The sequence below is a fragment of the Sulfurovum sp. genome (genome assembly GCF_015493435.1).
GTDB lineage: Bacteria > Campylobacterota > Campylobacteria > Campylobacterales > Sulfurovaceae > Sulfurovum.
In genome coordinates this window covers 23,112-40,292 of sequence record NZ_WGDD01000032.1, presented here as the reverse complement: position 1 = coordinate 40,292, position 17,181 = coordinate 23,112, and the positions used below count along the sequence as shown (strand labels likewise).

Sequence of the window (17,181 nt, the reverse complement as noted above, 5' to 3'; positions counted from 1 at the left end):
ATTTCCCGGGGTTTATCGGGTCAGCACATCTCTGATCTTTTCTGCCACTTTTTCTGCTTTGGTTCCCAGAATGATCTGTATCGAGCCTTTGTCCGGCCGTATGACCCCTTTGGCTCCCAAGGCTGTAAAGTCCTTGTCTTCCAGGGAACTGCTGTCATTTACATTCATACGCAGGCGGGTGATACAGGCATCGGTGTTCAGAATGTTCTCTCTGCCTCCCAGTGCTGCGATGAATGCTTCCGCTTCCGAAGAGGTATTTGGGTTCTCTTTTTTTGTATCATCGGCGAGTTCTGTTTCCATGATTTTGAGTTTAAGCAGTTTGATCAGGTAGTAGCTTGAGACGAAATAGATCACTGCAAACACGGCACCCAGCGGTAAAATCAAAATGGGATTGGTCGCCAGTTTATAATTGATGACATAGTCGATAAAGCCTGCAGAAAAACCGAATCCCGCATGAATATCGAGCATTTGTGCCGTGGCAAGTGCCAAGCCTGTCAAAACGGCATGCAGGATAAAAAGCTGCGGGGCAGCAAAGAGGAAAAGAAATTCCATCGGTTCCGTAATGCCGGTCAAAAAGGAGGTGAAAGCTACCCCTGCAAGAATGGCACCTGCTTTGACCCGATAGGCTTTTGGCGTGTTGAGGTAGATCGCCAGGGCCATGGCCGGCAGTCCGAACATCATCACGACATAAAAACCCGACATATAGATTCCGGCAGTAGGGTCTCCGGCAAAGAAACGGTGCAGATCTCCATTGGCTACCATTTCCACACCGTTCTTGACATAGGTATATTCTCCGAGCTGGAACCAGAAGATCGAGTTGAGAATATGATGCAGCCCCAGTGGAATGAGCAGACGGTTGAGTACACCGTAAAGGAAGGTTCCGAACTCATGAAGCCCGATGATCATATTGGAGAAAGCATCAATGCCGTTTTGGACATAAGGCCAGAAATATCCGGCAAGTATACCTACAAATATAGCGGCAATAGAGGTAATGATGGGAACAAAACGTTTGCCTCCGAAAAAACCGAGAAATTCCGGCAGTCTGATATTGTGAAAACGGTTGTAGAGCGTTCCGGCAAGGACACCGATGATGATCCCGACAAAGACTCCCATGTTGACATCTTTGTCAATGCTGACATACACGGCCTTGGCGATGAGCACACCGATGGCACCGGAAAGTGCCGCGGCACCATCGTGGTTCTTGGCCAGTCCGTAGGCAATACCAATACCAAAAAGCAGATCGAGGTTGCCGAACACCGTCTCTCCGGCACTTTTCATAATGAGGGCGGTCTGCCCGTCGAAAATATCTCCAAAACCCAGACGCAGCAGCAGTGCCGCAACCGGCAATACTGCAATAGGGGTCATGAGTGCCTTGCCGATCTTTTGCAAAAGACTAAACATGTCTGATCTCCTCTTTGGTGGCTGCAATGCGTTTGGGTGATACACTCAGTGTCTCAATACCGATCTTCAGCAGTGTCCCTACAGCTTTAGGGTCGGCAGCCAGTTCTCCGCAGATGCTGACCGGCTTGTCTGCCTGGTCAATGACTGTTTTGATGGCGTCAAATACTACGGAAGAGTGTTCATCGACTTTGAGCGAAGGGTGGGTTCTTTCTATGGCGAACAAATATTGTGTGAGATCGTTGGTCCCGATGGAGTAAAAGTCCGTGACCCTGTTGAAATTTTTGATCAAAAAGAGTACGGAAGGTACTTCTACCATGATGCCGAAAAGCATAGCGGAAATGTCAAGGTCATATTTTTCCGCTGTCCGGAAAGCAAACGCTTTGGCGTGCATGAACTCTTCGACGGTGCTGACCATGGGGAACATCACTTTGATCGGGCGTCCATTGGCAGCCAGAAAGATAGCATGCAGCTGCTCTTCCATCAGCTGTGGATGTGTTTTGAACAGGCGTATACCCCGTATGCCGAGGAAGGGGTTGTCCTCTTCCTGCAGCGTGAGATAGGGCAGTTTTTTGTCTCCGCCTACATCCAGGGTACGTACGGTAATATTTTCAAAACAGGAAAAGATCTCTGTGTACGCCTTTGTTTGCTCTTCCAGGGAAGGTTTTCTGTTTTTAAAAAGAAATTCGGTCCTCAAAAGTCCAATCCCTTCCGCCCCTTCTGCCCTGGCTTCTTTTGCCGAATCGATATCGGTGACGTTGGATAGGATATGAATCTGTTTTTGTGTGCGGGTCAGTGCTTTTTCAAAACGTTTGTTTGCAGCAATGTTTCTTTGCTTTCTGTCCTCTGTTTTGCGTTTTTCTGCTTCGGTAAGATCCTTTTCGCTCGGTTTTGACACTATCATACCGCTGTTGGCATCAAGAATGACCCTGCTGTGCTCTTCCACCGTACTGTAGTCGGCGATAAGCGAGGGAATACCCGCAGCACGCAGCAAAATGGCGGTATGTGATGTCAGGGTGGTTTCCTTGAGTACCACCCCCTCAACACGGCTGCTGCGAAGTTGCGTTATCTGACTGGGAAGAAGATCTTCGGCTAAAAGAATGGCGGAAGTTTCAGGAAGGATCATTTCTGTTTTGATCCCCATATGGTTTTTGACACGCCGGAGAATATCTTGATAGTCTATGATCTTGGATGCCATTTTGCTTCCCGTAAGATGGGCAGACGCTTCTGCAATGGTCAGTTCAAACGTTTCAAATGAGTCAAGATCGTCTGCTATAGCATGCAAAAGTGCTTTCTGGGCAAGATAGATACTGCCGTTTTCCTCCTCTTTGTGCGCAAGGTAAAGTATTTCCAGCTCATCCAAACTTTTTGCAAGCGCTTCTGAAAAGTCCAGCCTGGCTTCTGTGGCAAATTCGCGTTCCGCATAACGGCAGACAGGTGCAATGACCACGCCTCTGGAAATAATCTCCCCCTCTATGATTTGTCCGTCATAGACTTTGGTCTCTTTGCCCAATGTGCTGACCTCTTTGTCCTCCTGCATCAAACGTGCAAAGAGTGCCTGAAGTGTTTCTGTGGCCACCTTGGCATCTTTGCCCCGGGCAAGCAGTGTAAAGCTGTCCCCCTTTTCAAGCCCGAGGGAAAGCAGCGCATTGACACTTTTGGCACTGACGCTTTTGTGCTGGTGCAAGGCACTGATGTCACAGGCGAATGTTTTTGCCGTGTTGACGAATTCCGCAACGGGCCGAAGATGAAAACCGTTGGCTGAAGAGATATGAAGCTGTATGGTATGGGGCTTTTTCCCAAAAAGCTGTTGAAAAAGTTGTAGCATTACACGCTTCCGTTTTAGGGCACCTATGATTAGAGGTACCCTTTATTTTATCCCGGATGATACACTTAAATGGCCAACATGCTGTAAGTGCCTGTTTGGTGCATACCTGCGATATGCTGAAGACCGGTATTCTATGGCATGATCCGAGTAGAGGCAGTATATCAAATTTTTAATCAGAAATAACTATGAGTCAAATCCCTCCATAGGAAATATGATGATTTTATTTTAAATGATATATAATAGCCGGAGATATATTAGAAAGGGAAAGAATGGAATTTAAAAATATAAGCAAGAATATACTGATCGTTGAGGATGACACCTTCAATATCCAGCTCATTGAAACGATCCTTTCCAGGATCATAAATGCCACGGTCGTGTCGACAGATGACGGAGACGAAGCCTTGCAGATGCTGTCGTCGGGAGAGCCCCAGATCGATATGGTTCTGCTTGATCTGCACCTGCCAGGGAAAAGCGGCAGGGAAATACTTCAGGAGATCAGAGCCGATAAATCTATGGATAACCTGCCGGTGCTCATCATTACGGTTGACGGACTCGATGAAATAGAGTTCCGAAAAATGGGCGCGAATGATTTTATTCTCAAACCCTATGACATCAATACGTTTACAGAGAAGCTCTCCCTCTATTTCAAAGAAGACTGAAGTATTCCCTGCATACCGGAGAGCCGGACAGAAGATATTATTTTTTCAAATCACGGACACAACGGACATAGCGGTCATAGTACTGAGATGCCTTGCTGCTTGCGCCGCGTTTGAAATTCACACCCCAGAATGCATCATCCTCATCGGCAACATGTGTTTTTGTCCAGTAAAAGGATTCATCTTCCACGTAAGAGAATGCTTTGGGAAGAGCTGGAGAAACACGATGATAGTCAACGATCGTAAGCAGTTCATGGATCGTCGGCAGTCTCCAGTTGTCAAATCCGCCCAGTTTGAGTTCGCTGCAGTATTCTTTTGCCCGCGGCTGTGTGACCTTGGTCTCTCTGACGTGCGGTGTGTCTTCCCACATCAGACCGTGCCGGCTGTCTTTGACCATGGTGGCTTCTGCCGCAAGAAGGGCAGTCAGGGCAATGAACGCTAAGAAAAGTTTATACATTATGATCCTCCGAAAAAAAGTGATTAGTAAGAGTATATCAAATATTTGTTATACTCAAACAAAAAATATGCATGATTACAGGAAAACGATTGAAATATCTCATTGATTTTATAGAAACAAAAGATGTGTCAAAAGCATCGATCTTCAAACATTTGAAATGTACCAGAGAAGAAGCAGAACTCATTCAGTATGTCTGCCGCAGGTATGTCAAAGGTATTGAGGAAATCTCTGTCCTTGAACTGCTGCAGGACAAATTTTCCCAGCCGGGATATGCCTATCTGAAAAAACTGGATGTGGTCAAAAACCTGCTCGACCTGGGCTGGTTCATACAAATGAGTTTCGGACAGGTCAAGGCACACGAAACTTCACAGCTTGAACTTTTAAATACTTCGATCACTCCGAGCATCTCGCTGCTTCGCTTGCTTGAAGAAGGCTCTTTAGAACTCTCCCTGCCTGAAGTGAAACCCTATACGGACCACCTTGAATATCTTCAGGATCAGTTCGACATGGTTGCCCTGCTGCATAAGATCGCTACGTTCAAGCAGGGTTTTGCGGACAACTCTTTGAGCATAGGCCGGCTGAAGAACAAGTTGACATTGTTGACAAAACGTATCGAAGAGCGAGTAAAGATCACGGAGACAGCCATCGTTGTAGAGGAATTTTTCAGCGAAAAACAGCTTGATGAAAAAGAACAGCGTATTTTTCTTGCGCTGCTGAAAGAAGAGTACAGCGGCGGAGAAGGGCAATTCCGCGATATGAACACGCTTATAGAACTGATCTCCTTCGACGAATATGAAAAGATCAAGAACCGTGCCCTGCTTGAAGATGGCGCAAAACTCATTACTGAGGGAATCATCGACTATGAGGAAATTCTCAACATGTTCGGCGGGGTAAGCCGTTCTTTCTACCTGCAGGAAGAGGTGATGCAGCGGATCATCCATCCCAAGAAAAAGAAAAAGGTGACGAAACTCAAGCTTGATGCTCTGGTACAGGAACAGGAGCTTTTCGAGTACCTCAAGCCCGTTACAACGCTTGATGATGTCGTACTGCATCCCAAAACAAGGGAAACACTGAACAATGTTGTTAAACAGGTTGACAAGGAAGTGTTCAAAAAACTCAAAGAATGGGGCATCAAAGACAAACGCAAAGGTATTGATGCGCGTATCATTTTCTACGGTGCCGCGGGTACGGGAAAAACGATGACAGCGATGAGCCTTGCCAAAACGCTCAAGCGTCCTATTCTCTCTTTTGACTGTTCAAAGATCCTCTCCATGTACGTGGGCGAGAGCGAAAAGAATGTCAGAAGGATCTTCGATGACTTCAAAGAACTGAGCCGAAAAGCAAAGGTCGACCCCATTCTGCTTCTCAACGAAGCCGACCAGTTCCTCAGTTCGCGCAGTGAAGGGGCAGGCTCTTCGGCAGACAAAATGCATAACCAGATGCAAAATATCTTCCTCGAGCAGATAGAAAAATTCGAAGGCATCCTCATCGCGACAACGAATCTGCTGGGGAACATTGACAAAGCATTTTCAAGACGTTTCAACTATAAAATAGAGTTCAAGAAACCGGGCAAAAAACAGCGCCTGAGACTCTGGCAGTTCATGCTCCCCGAAAAAGCGGACTACGATGAGGGTTTCAATGTAGAAGCACTCTCAAAATATGAATTGACAGGCGGACAGATCAATCTTGTCATCAAAAATACGGCATATAAAGTGGCTGTAAGAGAGGAAAGTGTTTTCAGTAACCAGGATTTTCTTGAAGAAATAGAAAAAGAGATGGGTTCCAGTTTTGACGGGGCAAAGAGTATGGGCTTCAAGGTATAAACCCGGAAAAAAACTGAAATGGTGCCGTGGGGACACGGCACCCTACGTGGGTATTCATGATCATATTGCAATTCGCGTAGGGTGCTGTCCCCCGACAGCACCACGAACCCATGCATTTCAATCAGACACAAATCCTAAAATCACTTCACGATCTCCAGGTCGGTCCCCCGCAGGCCGATCATCCCCTGTTTTACATTGAGCGGTACAAAACCGTGCTTTTCCAAAATGCGTGAAGCTGCAACGCTGCGGCTTCCGCTGCGGCAGTAGACGATGATCTTTTTGTTTTTGTCGGTTTTGAGCTTGTCAAGGTTGCTCTCAAGCTGGCCCAGCGGGATGAGTTGGGCACCTCTGATGTGACCGCTTTTGTATTCCGGGATGGTTCTGACATCCAAAAGCGAAACATTGTCACCTTTCTCTATGAGTAGAGCAGCCTGTTTGGGACTGATCGATTCAAAGGGTGCAAGGATCCAGCCTTTAGTATAGGCAATGTAAAAAAGCACGCCTGCCATTGCGATCCAGTAGAGAATATTGGTCTTTTTCATTACAGCAAATCCTTATAAACATGATAATTCAACCGACATTGTAGCTGTTTTTCTGTTTCACTTAGTTACAGTCACACTTTCTCATTCGGAAACAAAAATAGGTGCTCAACTACTTTAATACTCTTTTGGATAGTATAAAAGTGATATTCTGAGAAAACTCTCAAATAACGAAAAGGGATAACTATGACTCATGTAATTACAGAACACCCGTATTTCGGTGTCTTTGTTTTATTTGCTTTGACAGCCGTTGCATTTCCTGCAACACTCGCACTGGCACGTATTGTCAGTAGAAAACTGGCCAAACTTGATACGGAAAAGCTCAAGCTTACCATCTACGAATGTGGCCCGGAAGTCACTAAACAGCCAAACACGATCTCGGCGCAGTTCTATCTGATCGCACTTCTTTTCATCCTCTTCGATGTGGAGATCATCTTTATGTTCCCGTGGGCGATCGACTTTAAACTGCTTGGCTGGTTCGGATTTGCGGAGATGATACTCTTTATCGTATTACTCGCGATCGGTTTTGTATATGCATGGAAGAAAGGAGCACTTGAATGGCACAGCATCAAGTAAATTATGCCTCAGCAGCAGGCTTGCCGATAGCATTGACGTCGGTAGACAAATTGGTAAACTGGGGGCGTTCGAACTCGCTCTGGCCACTGACATACGGGCTCGCATGTTGTGCGATCGAAATGATGGCATCGGGTGCATCACGCTACGACTTCGACCGTATGGGTACGATCTTCAGGGCTTCCCCGAGACAGGCGGACGTCATGATCCTTGCGGGAACACTTTCCAAAAAACACTCTGAGTTCGCGAGAAGACTTTATGACCAGATGACAGAGCCCAAGTGGGTTATCTCCATGGGGTCCTGTGCCAATACCGGCGGTATGTTCAATACGTATGCGACAGTGCAGGGGGTTGACAGGATCATACCGGTAGATATTTACCTTCCGGGCTGTGCACCGAGACCGGAGACGCTTCAGTATGCGTTGATGATGCTTCAAAAGAAGATCAGAAGAGAGTCTGCCAATATGAATAACAATACAAAACAGAATTTGAGGTTGGTGTAATGAGAAAATATACTCCCAAAGACAATGTACAGAAAAAGTCCTATTATACGGACAGATACTGGGTCGCGCCGCGTGTGCCGCAGACAGAAGTAGAGGCAGGAAGCCATTTTGCCGATGTCGTCAAAGCATTGGGCAGAAAAGCCAAAGAGTCCTATGTCTCTGTCGGTCAGCTTGTCATACACATAAAATCAACAGATAATTTTGATGTCATGAAAACCCTTAAAGAAGAGTGCGGCTATACGCAGTGTTCCGAGCAGTCCGCCGTGGACTATCTTGCACAGGACGGAGAGTTCGAACTGTTCTGGCAGCTGCTCAACATTACCGAAGCCAAAAGAGTCAGAGTAGTGACACGCATCAAAGAAAAGGAAGCGATCGAAAGCATCGAACCGCTCTTCAGATCGGCGAACTTTGCTGAGCGTGAAATGTTCGATATGTTCGGTATCAAGGTTAACAACCATCCTTTCCTCAAGCGTATTCTTATGCCGGATGACTGGGAAGGACACCCGCTTTTGAAAACCTATCCGCTGCATGGCGATGAATTCGCTTCATGGTATGAAGTCGACAAGATCTTCGGCAAAGAGTACAGAGATGTGATCGGGCCGGAAAACAGAGACCCTGCGCGTATTGACAGATACGATACGAAGCGTTTCTCCAGAGTCGGATACGAAGTACCGTTCGGTGCCGATATCTCCGAAGGAGAGAAAGAGCAGCCAATCGAATACAGTGAAACGATCCTTGTGGATTACAATAAAAATTCATCCAAGCAATTAGATGAGAGAAGGTAGGGAAGAAGATGCAACAACCCAATAAACTAACCCCGTTTTTTGAAAACCTCAATTTTGAGAGAGATGACAATACGATGGTCATCAACTTCGGTCCGCAGCACCCTTCTGCGCACGGTCAGTTAAGACTGGTTCTTGAACTGGATGGTGAACAGGTCGTTAAAGCCTATCCGGATATTGGTTACCTTCACAGAGGTATCGAAAAAATGGCAGAGAACATGACTTATAATGAGTTTTTGCCAACGACGGACAGACTTGACTATATCGCGTCTACTTCAAACAACTATGCCTATGCCCTGGCTGTAGAGAAACTGCTTGGTATTGAAGCACCAAGACGTGCACAGGTGATCAGAACGATGCTGCTTGAATTGAACAGAGTCATCTCACACCTTTTCTTTATTGCAACCCATGCCCTCGATGTCGGTGCTATGTCCGTATTTCTGTATGCTTTCCGTGAACGTGAATATGCGATGGACCTGATGGAAGAGTACTGCGGTGCCAGACTGACCCACTCATCTGTACGTATCGGCGGAGTGCCTCTTGACCTCCCGAAAGACTGGATCATTAACATGATCTCATTCTGTGATAAAGTAGATCATGAGCTGGAGCATACCTATAATGCTCTGCTTCAGGAAAACCGTATTTGGAAAATGCGTCTGGAAGATGTCGGGGTTATCTCGGCAGAAGATGCGCTTTCCTGGGGCTGTACCGGACCAATGCTCAGAGGTTCCGGTGTCAACTGGGATATCAGAAAAGAGGAACCGTATGAGCTTTACGGTGAACTTGACTTTGACATTCCTGTAAGTAACAGATGTGATTCCTACGGACGCTACAGACTCTATATGGAAGAGATGAAACAATCTACGAGAATTTTGAGACAGCTTGTACCGATGTACAAAGAATCCGATCCTCAGCTGATGGCACATGCTCCGCAGTACATTTCAGCTCCGAAAGAGGAGATCATGACACAGAACTATGCGTTGATGCAGCACTTTGTTCTGGTCACACAGGGTATGAGACCGCCTAAAGGTGAAGTCTATGTACCGACAGAGTCACCAAAAGGCGAGCTTGGTTTCTATATTAAGTCGGAAGGTGAACCGTATGCTTACAGACTGAAGTGTAGAGCACCGAGTTTTTTCCATACAGGACTGCTGCAGGAAATTCTTGTAGGAACATATATTGCTGACGTCGTTACGATCATTGGTTCTACCAATATCGTATTCGGTGAAGTTGACAGATAGGAGAGACTATGAAAAGATATGATTTAAGACATTTACATGACGATTTCTATGACAGAATGGTCGAACTTATCGATAACGGGCTGAAAGTCGGAGAAGCAGGCATCTTCCTTTTCGAAGTAGGAGATTTCTCTTCCATTCAAAAGTCTGCCGATGTCATTAAAGAAACAGGGCATGATCTGATGAATTCACTGAAGTTCAATGAAGTGGACTGGACGGTCGTCGTCAAAAAAGTGGATGAAGAAGTAAGAAAAGAACGTGCCGAAAAAATCGCTGCTGCCAAAGCGGCCGCAGAAAAAGCGGCCAAAGGGGCGGAAGAAGCCGCTGCACTGAAAGCAGCCGAAGAGGCAAAAGCCAAAGAAGAAGCAGAAAAAGCAGCAGCGGAAGCGGAAGCCAAAGAAGCGGCTGCCAAAGCGGAAGCAGAAAAGAAAGCGGCGGAAGATGCAGCCAAAAAAGCGGAAGAAGAGGCTAAAGCCAAAGCTGAAGCAGAAAAAGCAGCGGCAGAAGAAGCCGAAGCGGAAAAAAAGGCGACAGAGGAAGCTGCAGCCAAAGAAGCAGCTGCAAAAGCAGAAAAACCGGCACCCGCAAAAAAGCCTGTAAAAAAATCTGCAGCCAGAAGAAACACTGCCAGAAAACCAAAGGCTAAATAATGTCTGGAATTGTATTCTCAACTTGGAGAGGCGAGTTTATCGACAACCGCGGTAAATCCTCTGACGAGTCGAGCCAGTCCGAATTCAAACTGCCTGAAACCTATCACGGGGAGAAGAACTCCAAAGCGTTCATCGGCTGGGATGGTGTTGCCATCTTTGACGAAGATATCGATGCGGTGGAACTGGCTTCGAAGTATGCGGCACAGTATCAGGAATATTCCGAAGCCTGCGGCCGCTGCGCACCGGGTAGATGGGGCGGCAGGATTCTGTACGATTTGCTTGACAAGATCGCCAGAGGAGAAGGTTCGCATGATGACATAGCCCATCTTAAAGAGATCAGCAAAACGATGATGGCTACATCAAAATGCGAGATCGGGAAAACAGTCCCCAAACCGATCCTTGATCTGATGGAACATTACGAAGCGCAGTTCGATACCTGTATCGAACTGCAGATCCCGTCGAGGCATTACGGCGGCAATACGGACTATATCGCCAAGGTCACTGCACCGTGTACAGATATGTGCCCTGCACACGTGGATATTCCCGCCTATATAGAAGGGGTAAGAGATATGGTCTTTACCGATTCTTTGGCAGCGACAAGACAGACCATGCCTCTGGCACATACCTGCGGGCGTGTCTGCCCCCATCCGTGTGAAGATGCTTGCCGGCGTGCAAACCTCGATGAACCTATCTCTATTATGGAGCTGAAGCGTCTTGGTGCGGACTATGAAACGGACCATGATCTTGAATGGCTGCATCCTCGAACGCCGAAGCCTCCGAGAAACGATGGCAAAAAAGTGGCAATCGTCGGTGCAGGTCCCGCAGGATTGACCGCGGCATATTATCTGGCACTCGAAGGAATACAGGTTGATATCTTTGAAGAACTTCCTGTCAATGGCGGTGAAGTCGCGGTAGGTGTACCTGAGTACAGAATGCCTGTGGACAAGTACAACAAGGACATTGAGCTGGTACTCAGTATGCCGACGGTAAGTATCACCAATAATTACAGAGTGAATGCAGAGCGTCTCAAGGAGCTCGATGCCGAATATGATGCGACACTGCTCGGATTTGGCGCGAGACTTTCGAAAAAAGTGCGTGCTGAGAACGAAAACACTAAAATGGGCGGCTACTGGGGTGCGATCGATATGCTGGACAAAGTCAATCTCTGGCATAAATACAACATCGGGTCACCCGCTTCCAATGAACTTAAAGACAAAGTTGTTGTTTGTGTCGGCGGCGGGTTTACCTCGATGGATGTCGTCCGATGCTCCATTCGTGAAGGCGCGAAGAAGGTGATCATGCTCTACCGCCGTGATGAGAAAACGATCATTCGCAACACGACTTATGAAGAATATCATGAAGCAGTCGAAGAGGGGGTGGAATTTATCTTCCATTCTGCGATTGAAGAAATATTTGATGACGGTGAAAATATCACGAAACTCAAAGTGAACCGTTTCGAGCTTGTACCGGACCCTAACGGCGGGCGTGCACAGCTTGTCAAGATTGAAGGCGGTGACTTCGAGATCGAGTGTGACTACCTGATCCCGGCGGTTTCCCAGGCACTGGATACACAGCTTCTGCCTGAAGAATGGAATCTTGAAATGACATCCTGGAACAGTATTTTGACGAACGGAAAAGATTTCATGACTTCCCGTCCGGGGCTTTTTGCCGCGGGTGACTGTGAGTACGGCCCTATGACCATCGTCAATGCAGTGGGACAGGCACGGCGTGCCGCTTCGGTCATCAGCCGCTATATCTATGACGGAAAATGTACCCTGACAGATGACGAGATCATGGAAGACCATCTTGCCAAACTCAGGGTGTATGACAAGAAGGAAAAGATCACAGGCTGGATGCCGGGACTTCCGAGAGCCGAAAGTGAAAAACTCGGTGTAGACGAAAGAAAGAGCAACAACAAAGAAGTCAATCTCGGATTTACAGGCGAAGAAGCGATCGCAGAAGCGGAAAGATGTATGCGATGTTACTATATTTCAATGGTGGCGGTGTAATATGAGTGCACATAATTCTATGAATACCGGGAAAGAGATCAGCGTTACCATTAACGGTCAGGAGTTCAAAAGTACTTTTGGCAAAACCATACTGGAGATCGCCAGAGAGCATGATATTTATGTCCCGACCATGTGCTATTTGACCAAGGTCCAGCCGATAGGTTCATGCCGTATGTGTGTGGTAGAGGTCGAAGGTGTGGAAGGGATGATCCTCTCCTGCCAGGAAAAAGCGACGGACGGCGCAGTCATTACTACTGACAGCGATGCCCTTTTTGAGGAACGCCAGAGCATTATGAAGCTCTATAATGTCAACCATCCGCTCGAATGCGGTGTCTGTGACAAAAGTGGGGAATGCGACCTTCAGAACAAGACCATGGAGTTCAACCTCGAGGCACAGGACTTCACGGCAAGAGACCAGAACAGGCCGGTAGAGAACTGGGGACATGTTTCCTACGACCCTGCACTCTGTATCATGTGTGAGAAGTGTGTACGTGTTTCGACCGAGATCACGGGGGATGAAGCGCTCAAGATCAAGTTCGGCGGATACGGATCAACCATTGTCAATACCAAAAAAGAGAAGAACTACGCTTCTCTGGGTGAAGCAGCAGCGGTCTGCCCTGTCGGGGCACTGGTCAGTACGAAGTTCAAATACACGGCCAATGCCTGGGAGTTGACGAAGATTCCGAGTGCCTGTCCGCATTGCGGCGGCGGATGCCAGATGTATTACGAAGTGAAGCAGGACAGGATCTACCGTGTGACCAACGAGTTTGAATTCAGTACTCTCTGCGGCGCAGGCAGATTCGGTTTTGACTATGCCAATGAAGGTGTGACAAAAGACAAAGAGGCTTTTGCAAAAGCGGTTGAAGCTTTCAACAAAGCAGATACGGTCCTTCTGTCGAACCAGACTTCGAATGAAGAAGCGCTGATCCTTCAGAAACTCAAAGAGAAGCTCGGTTTCAAACTGGTCTCCCCCGAAGCGCGAGCCTACCAGAAATTTATGCAGGCCTACGGCAATATTACCGGAAAACATCTCTATGGCGGTACCCTTAAACGTATTTCCGAGTCAAAAGCGGTGATCATTTTCGGTTCGCGAATCAATGACGATGCACCAGCGGTGAAATATCATGTCAATATGGCAAGCAAGTGGCATCAGGCCAGAGTCGCCTATATGCATCCGATCGAAGACAAAGAGATACAGAATATCGTGACACAGTTCATTAAATATGAAGTGGGAAGCGAAGAGGGTGTGGCCGCTTTGCTGGCCGATACACTGCTTAAAGAAACAGAATTGCCCAAAGCGGTACGTTCTTTCCTGGATGATCTCGATATCGGCTATCTGTCAGCCGAGACCAATGTAGGGGAAGAGGAGCTTGAAGCGCTGAGAAAATCTCTGTTGAAGAAGAGCGGATTCTCTTTGGTAGTCGGCTCTGACCTTTATGCCCATCCCAGAGCAGAGCAGATCGCGAAACTGGCAGCACTGCTTGAACAGTATGCCGGTTTCAATGTGGTCTGTGTCCCTCCAGCGGGTAATGCCATGGGTATTTCACTCGTCTGTGATCTTGATGATGAAGCAGAAGGTGCTACGGTCGGTTACAATATGCCTGCCGACTTTACCCTTTCCGCATTGGGCGGCGGTGATCTTGACATGCCGGCAATGAATCAGCAGGAGGGTACGCTTACTACAGTGGACAAGCGTGTCGTACCTATGAATGCAGCCCTTCCGTATGGGGGCTATGTTTTGAATGATGTCGCCAATGTTTTGGGAATGGATGCGGAATATACCATTGAATATACGAAAATACTGCCGGAAGAGAAGGGTTTTGAAGCGATTGAATTCGATGCGCTTCCGGATTATTTTGACAGTGTAGGCACTGAGCACAGAGGCTATCTGCTGAAGGCCCGAAAGGTTTCTGTCAGCAGAAATTTTGACGAAGTGGAAGAGCTCGAAGGCTATGACGGAGCTGTAGTATACCGCTGCGATCCTGTCGAACAGTTCTCGGCTTTTACAGCCAAGTCATCCCTGTTGGAAGACGAAGCCGTACTTCTGGGTTCACAGCAGTTCGCTACGGCAACCAGACTGAAAGATGGTGACCGTATCACGTTCGCTATCGATGGTGTGGATTTCGATCGACTGTTTAAGATCGACACAACCATGAAAGGAACCATCGCCCTTAATCCGACATTTGACATGGGATTAAGTGGAGCTTTGGTATCCTCTTATAGATTTAAGAGGTTAGATTTTGAAAGGGCAGGAAATTAATATGAGTACAGTCAATATTAAAATCGATGGCAGGGAAGTCGCGGTCAAAGAGGGTGAATATATCCTCAATGCCGCACGTGCCAACGATATTTTTATTCCCGCGATCTGTTATTTGACACGATGTTCGCCAACACTGGCGTGCCGTCTTTGTCTGGTAGAGGCCGACGGAAAACAGGTATATGCATGTAACGCAAAAGTCAAGGAGGGTATGGAGATCACGGTCGATACACCCAACATTCTTGAAGAGCGTCGTGCGATCATGGAAGTTTATGACGTGAACCACCCGCTTCAGTGCGGCGTCTGCGACAAGAGCGGAGAGTGCGAACTTCAGAATTATACGCTTGAACTCGGTGTGGATTCACAGTCCTACATGATTCCGGATACCAAAAGAGAGGTCAAGAACTGGAGTTCCGTACTGCATTACGATGCAGGTCTCTGTATCGTATGTGAACGTTGTACGACCGTCTGTAAAGATATGATCGGAGATGCGGCACTTACTACCGTAAAAAGAGGCGGAGAGGCACTTGACAAAGGCTTTAAAGAAACGATGCCGAAAGATGCCTATGCAATGTGGAACAAACTGCAGAAATCTGTCATCGCACCAAGCAACGGAACAGAATATACGAACTGTTCGGACTGTGGCGAATGTGCGGCTGTCTGTCCGGTAGGTGCACTGGTCAGCAGAGATTTCCAGTATAAATCAAACGCGTGGGACCTCAAGAGGATTCCCGCAGTTTCTGCACATTCTTCGGACGGTTTCCAGATTTATTACGAAGTGAAACCTGCTTCCATTGAGAACAGAAATGAAAAGATCTTCCGTGTGACCAATGAGTGGAACTATGTTTCATTGGACGGTGCAGCACGTTTTGCCTATGATTTTGAAAATACTGATGTTACAAAAGATGAAGCAGCATTCGCAAAAGCACTGGAAGCATTCAAAAATGCGCAGACCGTACGTTTCAATTCTGTGATCACCAATGAAGAAGCCTTGATGCTCCAGACGCTCAAGGAAAAGAGGGGATTGAAACTTTATAATCCTGAAGTACGCGCTTTCCAGAAGTTCCTCGGCTATTATCAAAAAGCTTCAGGCAATAGATTCTGGACGACGGACAACGATGCAATCATGAAAAAGAGTGACTTTGTCATTGCCCTTGGCTCTGCACTCAGAAATGATGCACCGGGGATGAAGTATGCCTTCAACAATGTTCAAAAGCTGAACAAGGGGGCGGGACTCTATTTTCATCCGATTGCCGATACCCTCATTCCAAGCTTTGGTAAAAATGTGGAGTGTTTTACCCACAAACCGGGTCTGGAAGAGGCTGCCCTTTACCTTGTACTCGATCTTTTTGCCGACAAAGAGAAACTGCCTGAAGAGGTGAAAGAATATCTTGCAAGTTTCAAAACGACCGAAACGAAGACGATCAAAGAGAAAGTGATGAAGGATGTGACTGAAACCGTGGTTGATGAGGAAACAGGCGAGAGCAAAGAAGTGACCAAGAAAGTCCCTGAAATGGTAGACAAAGAGATCACGGTCGAGAAGAACGGTCTGGTAGACCTGCTTGGCGGCAATTCTTCTACTTTTACAGATACCTTTGAGAAAATGATGAAGAAAAAAGAATCCTTCTCCATGATGATCGGTGAAGATTTCTATTATCATGACAAAGCGGAGAACCTGGCGAAACTCATTGCCCTGATCGAAGAGACTTCCGAGATCGATGTCGTAATGGCTCCGCCAAAAGCCAATGCGCTCGGTGTAGCGCTGATCTGTGATCTTGATGATGAAGCCGAAGGCTATACGATCGGATATAACGAGATCGGCGATTTCAGACTCTCCGCACTGGGTGACGGAGACTTGGATATGCCGGCGATGAACCAGCAGGAAGGGACCTTCACCAATATTTCCAAGAGAGTGGTACCGACCAATGCCGCTGTCGAATACGGCGGATATGAGCTGAATGACCTTGTCTCGGAACTCATTGAGGAAGGGGAAAGCCTGACCGTTGACTGGACTGTCAGGCTGCCTGCTTCAAAGGGCTTCCGTGCCATAGAGTTCGATGCATTGCCGAACGGTTACAGCAACGACGGTACGGAGAACAGGGGTTATTTGTTGAAAACATCCAACAGAAAGGCTAAAACACCTTCTGTAGAGAAGTTCGATGAGCATGCAGCACTGGAAGGCGAGATCGTGTACCGGTGCAACCCGGCCAGACAGTTTTCCGACTTCTCGGACAAGGCACATGAGATATTTGAACCGTTCGGTCTGTATGCCAGTGCCGAGAAAGCTGAGGCGCTTGGAGAGAAAGTGGAAGTGGTATTCGGGAATGGAAGTATCGTCGTCGATGTGATCGCGGATGAGAAGATGACCGGTGATATCACAAAACTGTCCGATTTCAAGAGTGCTCAGAACGTGTATGAGCTATTTGGCCCGGCCAGATATCAAACAGTAACAATGAGAAAGGTGTAAT

The 17,181-nt window shown here is 47.2% G+C and carries 14 protein-coding genes; 10 read left to right on the top strand and 4 right to left on the bottom strand.

Features of this window, described 5'->3' with window-relative positions; translation table 11 throughout:
* Positions 1-12: 12 nt before the first annotated feature.
* Positions 13-1,401, bottom strand: coding sequence for a PTS transporter subunit EIIC (locus F8L24_RS06230; protein WP_294953270.1), 1,389 nt, complete (start codon positions 1,399-1,401; stop codon positions 13-15).
* The gene (locus F8L24_RS06225) at positions 1,394-3,226 is read right to left on the bottom strand and encodes an HPr family phosphocarrier protein (RefSeq protein ID WP_294953267.1); all 1,833 of its coding nucleotides are present in this window, start codon (positions 3,224-3,226) and stop codon (positions 1,394-1,396) included. Before F8L24_RS06225 ends, F8L24_RS06230 begins: the two co-directional genes overlap by 8 nt.
* A 269-nt stretch (positions 3,227-3,495) precedes the next feature.
* Here F8L24_RS06225 and F8L24_RS06220 point away from each other — a divergent pair, with 269 nt between their 5' ends.
* The gene (locus F8L24_RS06220) at positions 3,496-3,885 is read left to right on the top strand and encodes a response regulator (protein ID WP_294953264.1); all 390 of its coding nucleotides are present in this window, start codon (positions 3,496-3,498) and stop codon (positions 3,883-3,885) included.
* A gap of 37 nt (positions 3,886-3,922) precedes the next feature.
* Here F8L24_RS06220 and F8L24_RS06215 read toward each other — a convergent pair whose 3' ends face one another.
* On the bottom strand, positions 3,923-4,339 hold the full coding sequence (locus tag F8L24_RS06215) for a DUF1566 domain-containing protein (RefSeq protein WP_294953261.1): 417 nt from the start codon (positions 4,337-4,339) through the stop codon (positions 3,923-3,925).
* 89 nt (positions 4,340-4,428) lie between these two features.
* Between F8L24_RS06215 and F8L24_RS06210 the strand changes: the two genes are divergently transcribed.
* Positions 4,429-6,162, top strand: a complete 1,734-nt coding sequence (locus F8L24_RS06210) for an ATP-binding protein (protein WP_294953258.1) — start codon at positions 4,429-4,431, stop codon at positions 6,160-6,162.
* A 140-nt stretch (positions 6,163-6,302) separates the two neighbouring features.
* Here the strand turns inward: F8L24_RS06210 and F8L24_RS06205 are convergent, their stop codons facing one another.
* Positions 6,303-6,704 carry a rhodanese-like domain-containing protein gene (locus tag F8L24_RS06205; RefSeq protein ID WP_294953255.1) on the bottom strand — a complete coding sequence of 134 codons (402 nt, stop codon included), beginning with the start codon at positions 6,702-6,704 and terminating at the stop codon, positions 6,303-6,305.
* A 183-nt stretch (positions 6,705-6,887) separates the two neighbouring features.
* Here F8L24_RS06205 and F8L24_RS06200 point away from each other — a divergent pair, with 183 nt between their 5' ends.
* From F8L24_RS06200 to F8L24_RS06165, 8 genes are read left to right on the top strand one after another with little or no spacing between them, the layout of a single operon-like run.
* Complete coding sequence (locus tag F8L24_RS06200) at positions 6,888-7,277, top strand: NAD(P)H-quinone oxidoreductase subunit 3 (protein WP_294953251.1); 390 nt, start codon at positions 6,888-6,890, stop codon at positions 7,275-7,277.
* A complete protein-coding gene (locus F8L24_RS06195) occupies positions 7,259-7,777 on the top strand; it encodes an NADH-quinone oxidoreductase subunit B (RefSeq protein ID WP_012084008.1) in 519 nt (172 codons plus the stop codon). The genes F8L24_RS06200 and F8L24_RS06195 overlap by 19 nt, the downstream gene beginning before the upstream one ends.
* A complete protein-coding gene (locus F8L24_RS06190; RefSeq protein WP_294953248.1) occupies positions 7,777-8,562 on the top strand; it encodes an NADH-quinone oxidoreductase subunit C in 786 nt (261 codons plus the stop codon). The genes F8L24_RS06195 and F8L24_RS06190 overlap by 1 nt, the downstream gene beginning before the upstream one ends.
* 8 nt (positions 8,563-8,570) lie before the next feature.
* Entirely contained in the window at positions 8,571-9,800 is a 1,230-nt protein-coding gene (nuoD, locus tag F8L24_RS06185) for an NADH dehydrogenase (quinone) subunit D (protein WP_294953245.1), read from the top strand.
* Between the two features lie 8 nt (positions 9,801-9,808).
* Positions 9,809-10,447, top strand: a complete 639-nt coding sequence (locus F8L24_RS06180) for an NADH-ubiquinone oxidoreductase subunit E family protein (protein ID WP_294953242.1) — start codon at positions 9,809-9,811, stop codon at positions 10,445-10,447.
* Positions 10,447-12,456: an FAD-dependent oxidoreductase gene (locus F8L24_RS06175; RefSeq protein ID WP_294953238.1), complete on the top strand. Its 2,010-nt coding sequence runs from the start codon at positions 10,447-10,449 to the stop codon at positions 12,454-12,456. The genes F8L24_RS06180 and F8L24_RS06175 overlap by 1 nt, the downstream gene beginning before the upstream one ends.
* Position 12,457: 1 nt before the next feature.
* The gene (locus tag F8L24_RS06170; RefSeq protein WP_294953235.1) at positions 12,458-14,716 is read left to right on the top strand and encodes a 2Fe-2S iron-sulfur cluster-binding protein; all 2,259 of its coding nucleotides are present in this window, start codon (positions 12,458-12,460) and stop codon (positions 14,714-14,716) included.
* Position 14,717: 1 nt separating this feature from the next.
* A complete protein-coding gene (locus tag F8L24_RS06165) occupies positions 14,718-17,180 on the top strand; it encodes an NADH-quinone oxidoreductase subunit G (protein WP_294953232.1) in 2,463 nt (820 codons plus the stop codon).
* Position 17,181 lies beyond the last annotated feature (1 nt).

Excerpts from the sequence above, each read along its gene's own strand:
- F8L24_RS06230 (WP_294953270.1), bottom strand. The coding sequence starts at position 1,401 with ATGTTTAGTCTTTTGCAAAAGATCGGCAAGGCACTCATGACCCCTATT.
- F8L24_RS06225 (WP_294953267.1), bottom strand. The coding sequence starts at position 3,226 with ATGCTACAACTTTTTCAACAGCTTTTTGGGAAAAAGCCCCATACCATA.
- F8L24_RS06220 (WP_294953264.1), top strand. The coding sequence starts at position 3,496 with ATGGAATTTAAAAATATAAGCAAGAATATACTGATCGTTGAGGATGAC.
- F8L24_RS06215 (WP_294953261.1), bottom strand. The coding sequence starts at position 4,339 with ATGTATAAACTTTTCTTAGCGTTCATTGCCCTGACTGCCCTTCTTGCG.
- F8L24_RS06205 (WP_294953255.1), bottom strand. The coding sequence starts at position 6,704 with ATGAAAAAGACCAATATTCTCTACTGGATCGCAATGGCAGGCGTGCTT.
- F8L24_RS06200 (WP_294953251.1), top strand. The coding sequence starts at position 6,888 with ATGACTCATGTAATTACAGAACACCCGTATTTCGGTGTCTTTGTTTTA.
- F8L24_RS06195 (WP_012084008.1), top strand. The coding sequence starts at position 7,259 with ATGGCACAGCATCAAGTAAATTATGCCTCAGCAGCAGGCTTGCCGATA.
- F8L24_RS06190 (WP_294953248.1), top strand. The coding sequence starts at position 7,777 with ATGAGAAAATATACTCCCAAAGACAATGTACAGAAAAAGTCCTATTAT.
- nuoD (WP_294953245.1), top strand. The coding sequence starts at position 8,571 with ATGCAACAACCCAATAAACTAACCCCGTTTTTTGAAAACCTCAATTTT.
- F8L24_RS06180 (WP_294953242.1), top strand. The coding sequence starts at position 9,809 with ATGAAAAGATATGATTTAAGACATTTACATGACGATTTCTATGACAGA.
- F8L24_RS06175 (WP_294953238.1), top strand. The coding sequence starts at position 10,447 with ATGTCTGGAATTGTATTCTCAACTTGGAGAGGCGAGTTTATCGACAAC.
- F8L24_RS06170 (WP_294953235.1), top strand. The coding sequence starts at position 12,458 with ATGAGTGCACATAATTCTATGAATACCGGGAAAGAGATCAGCGTTACC.
- F8L24_RS06165 (WP_294953232.1), top strand. The coding sequence starts at position 14,718 with ATGAGTACAGTCAATATTAAAATCGATGGCAGGGAAGTCGCGGTCAAA.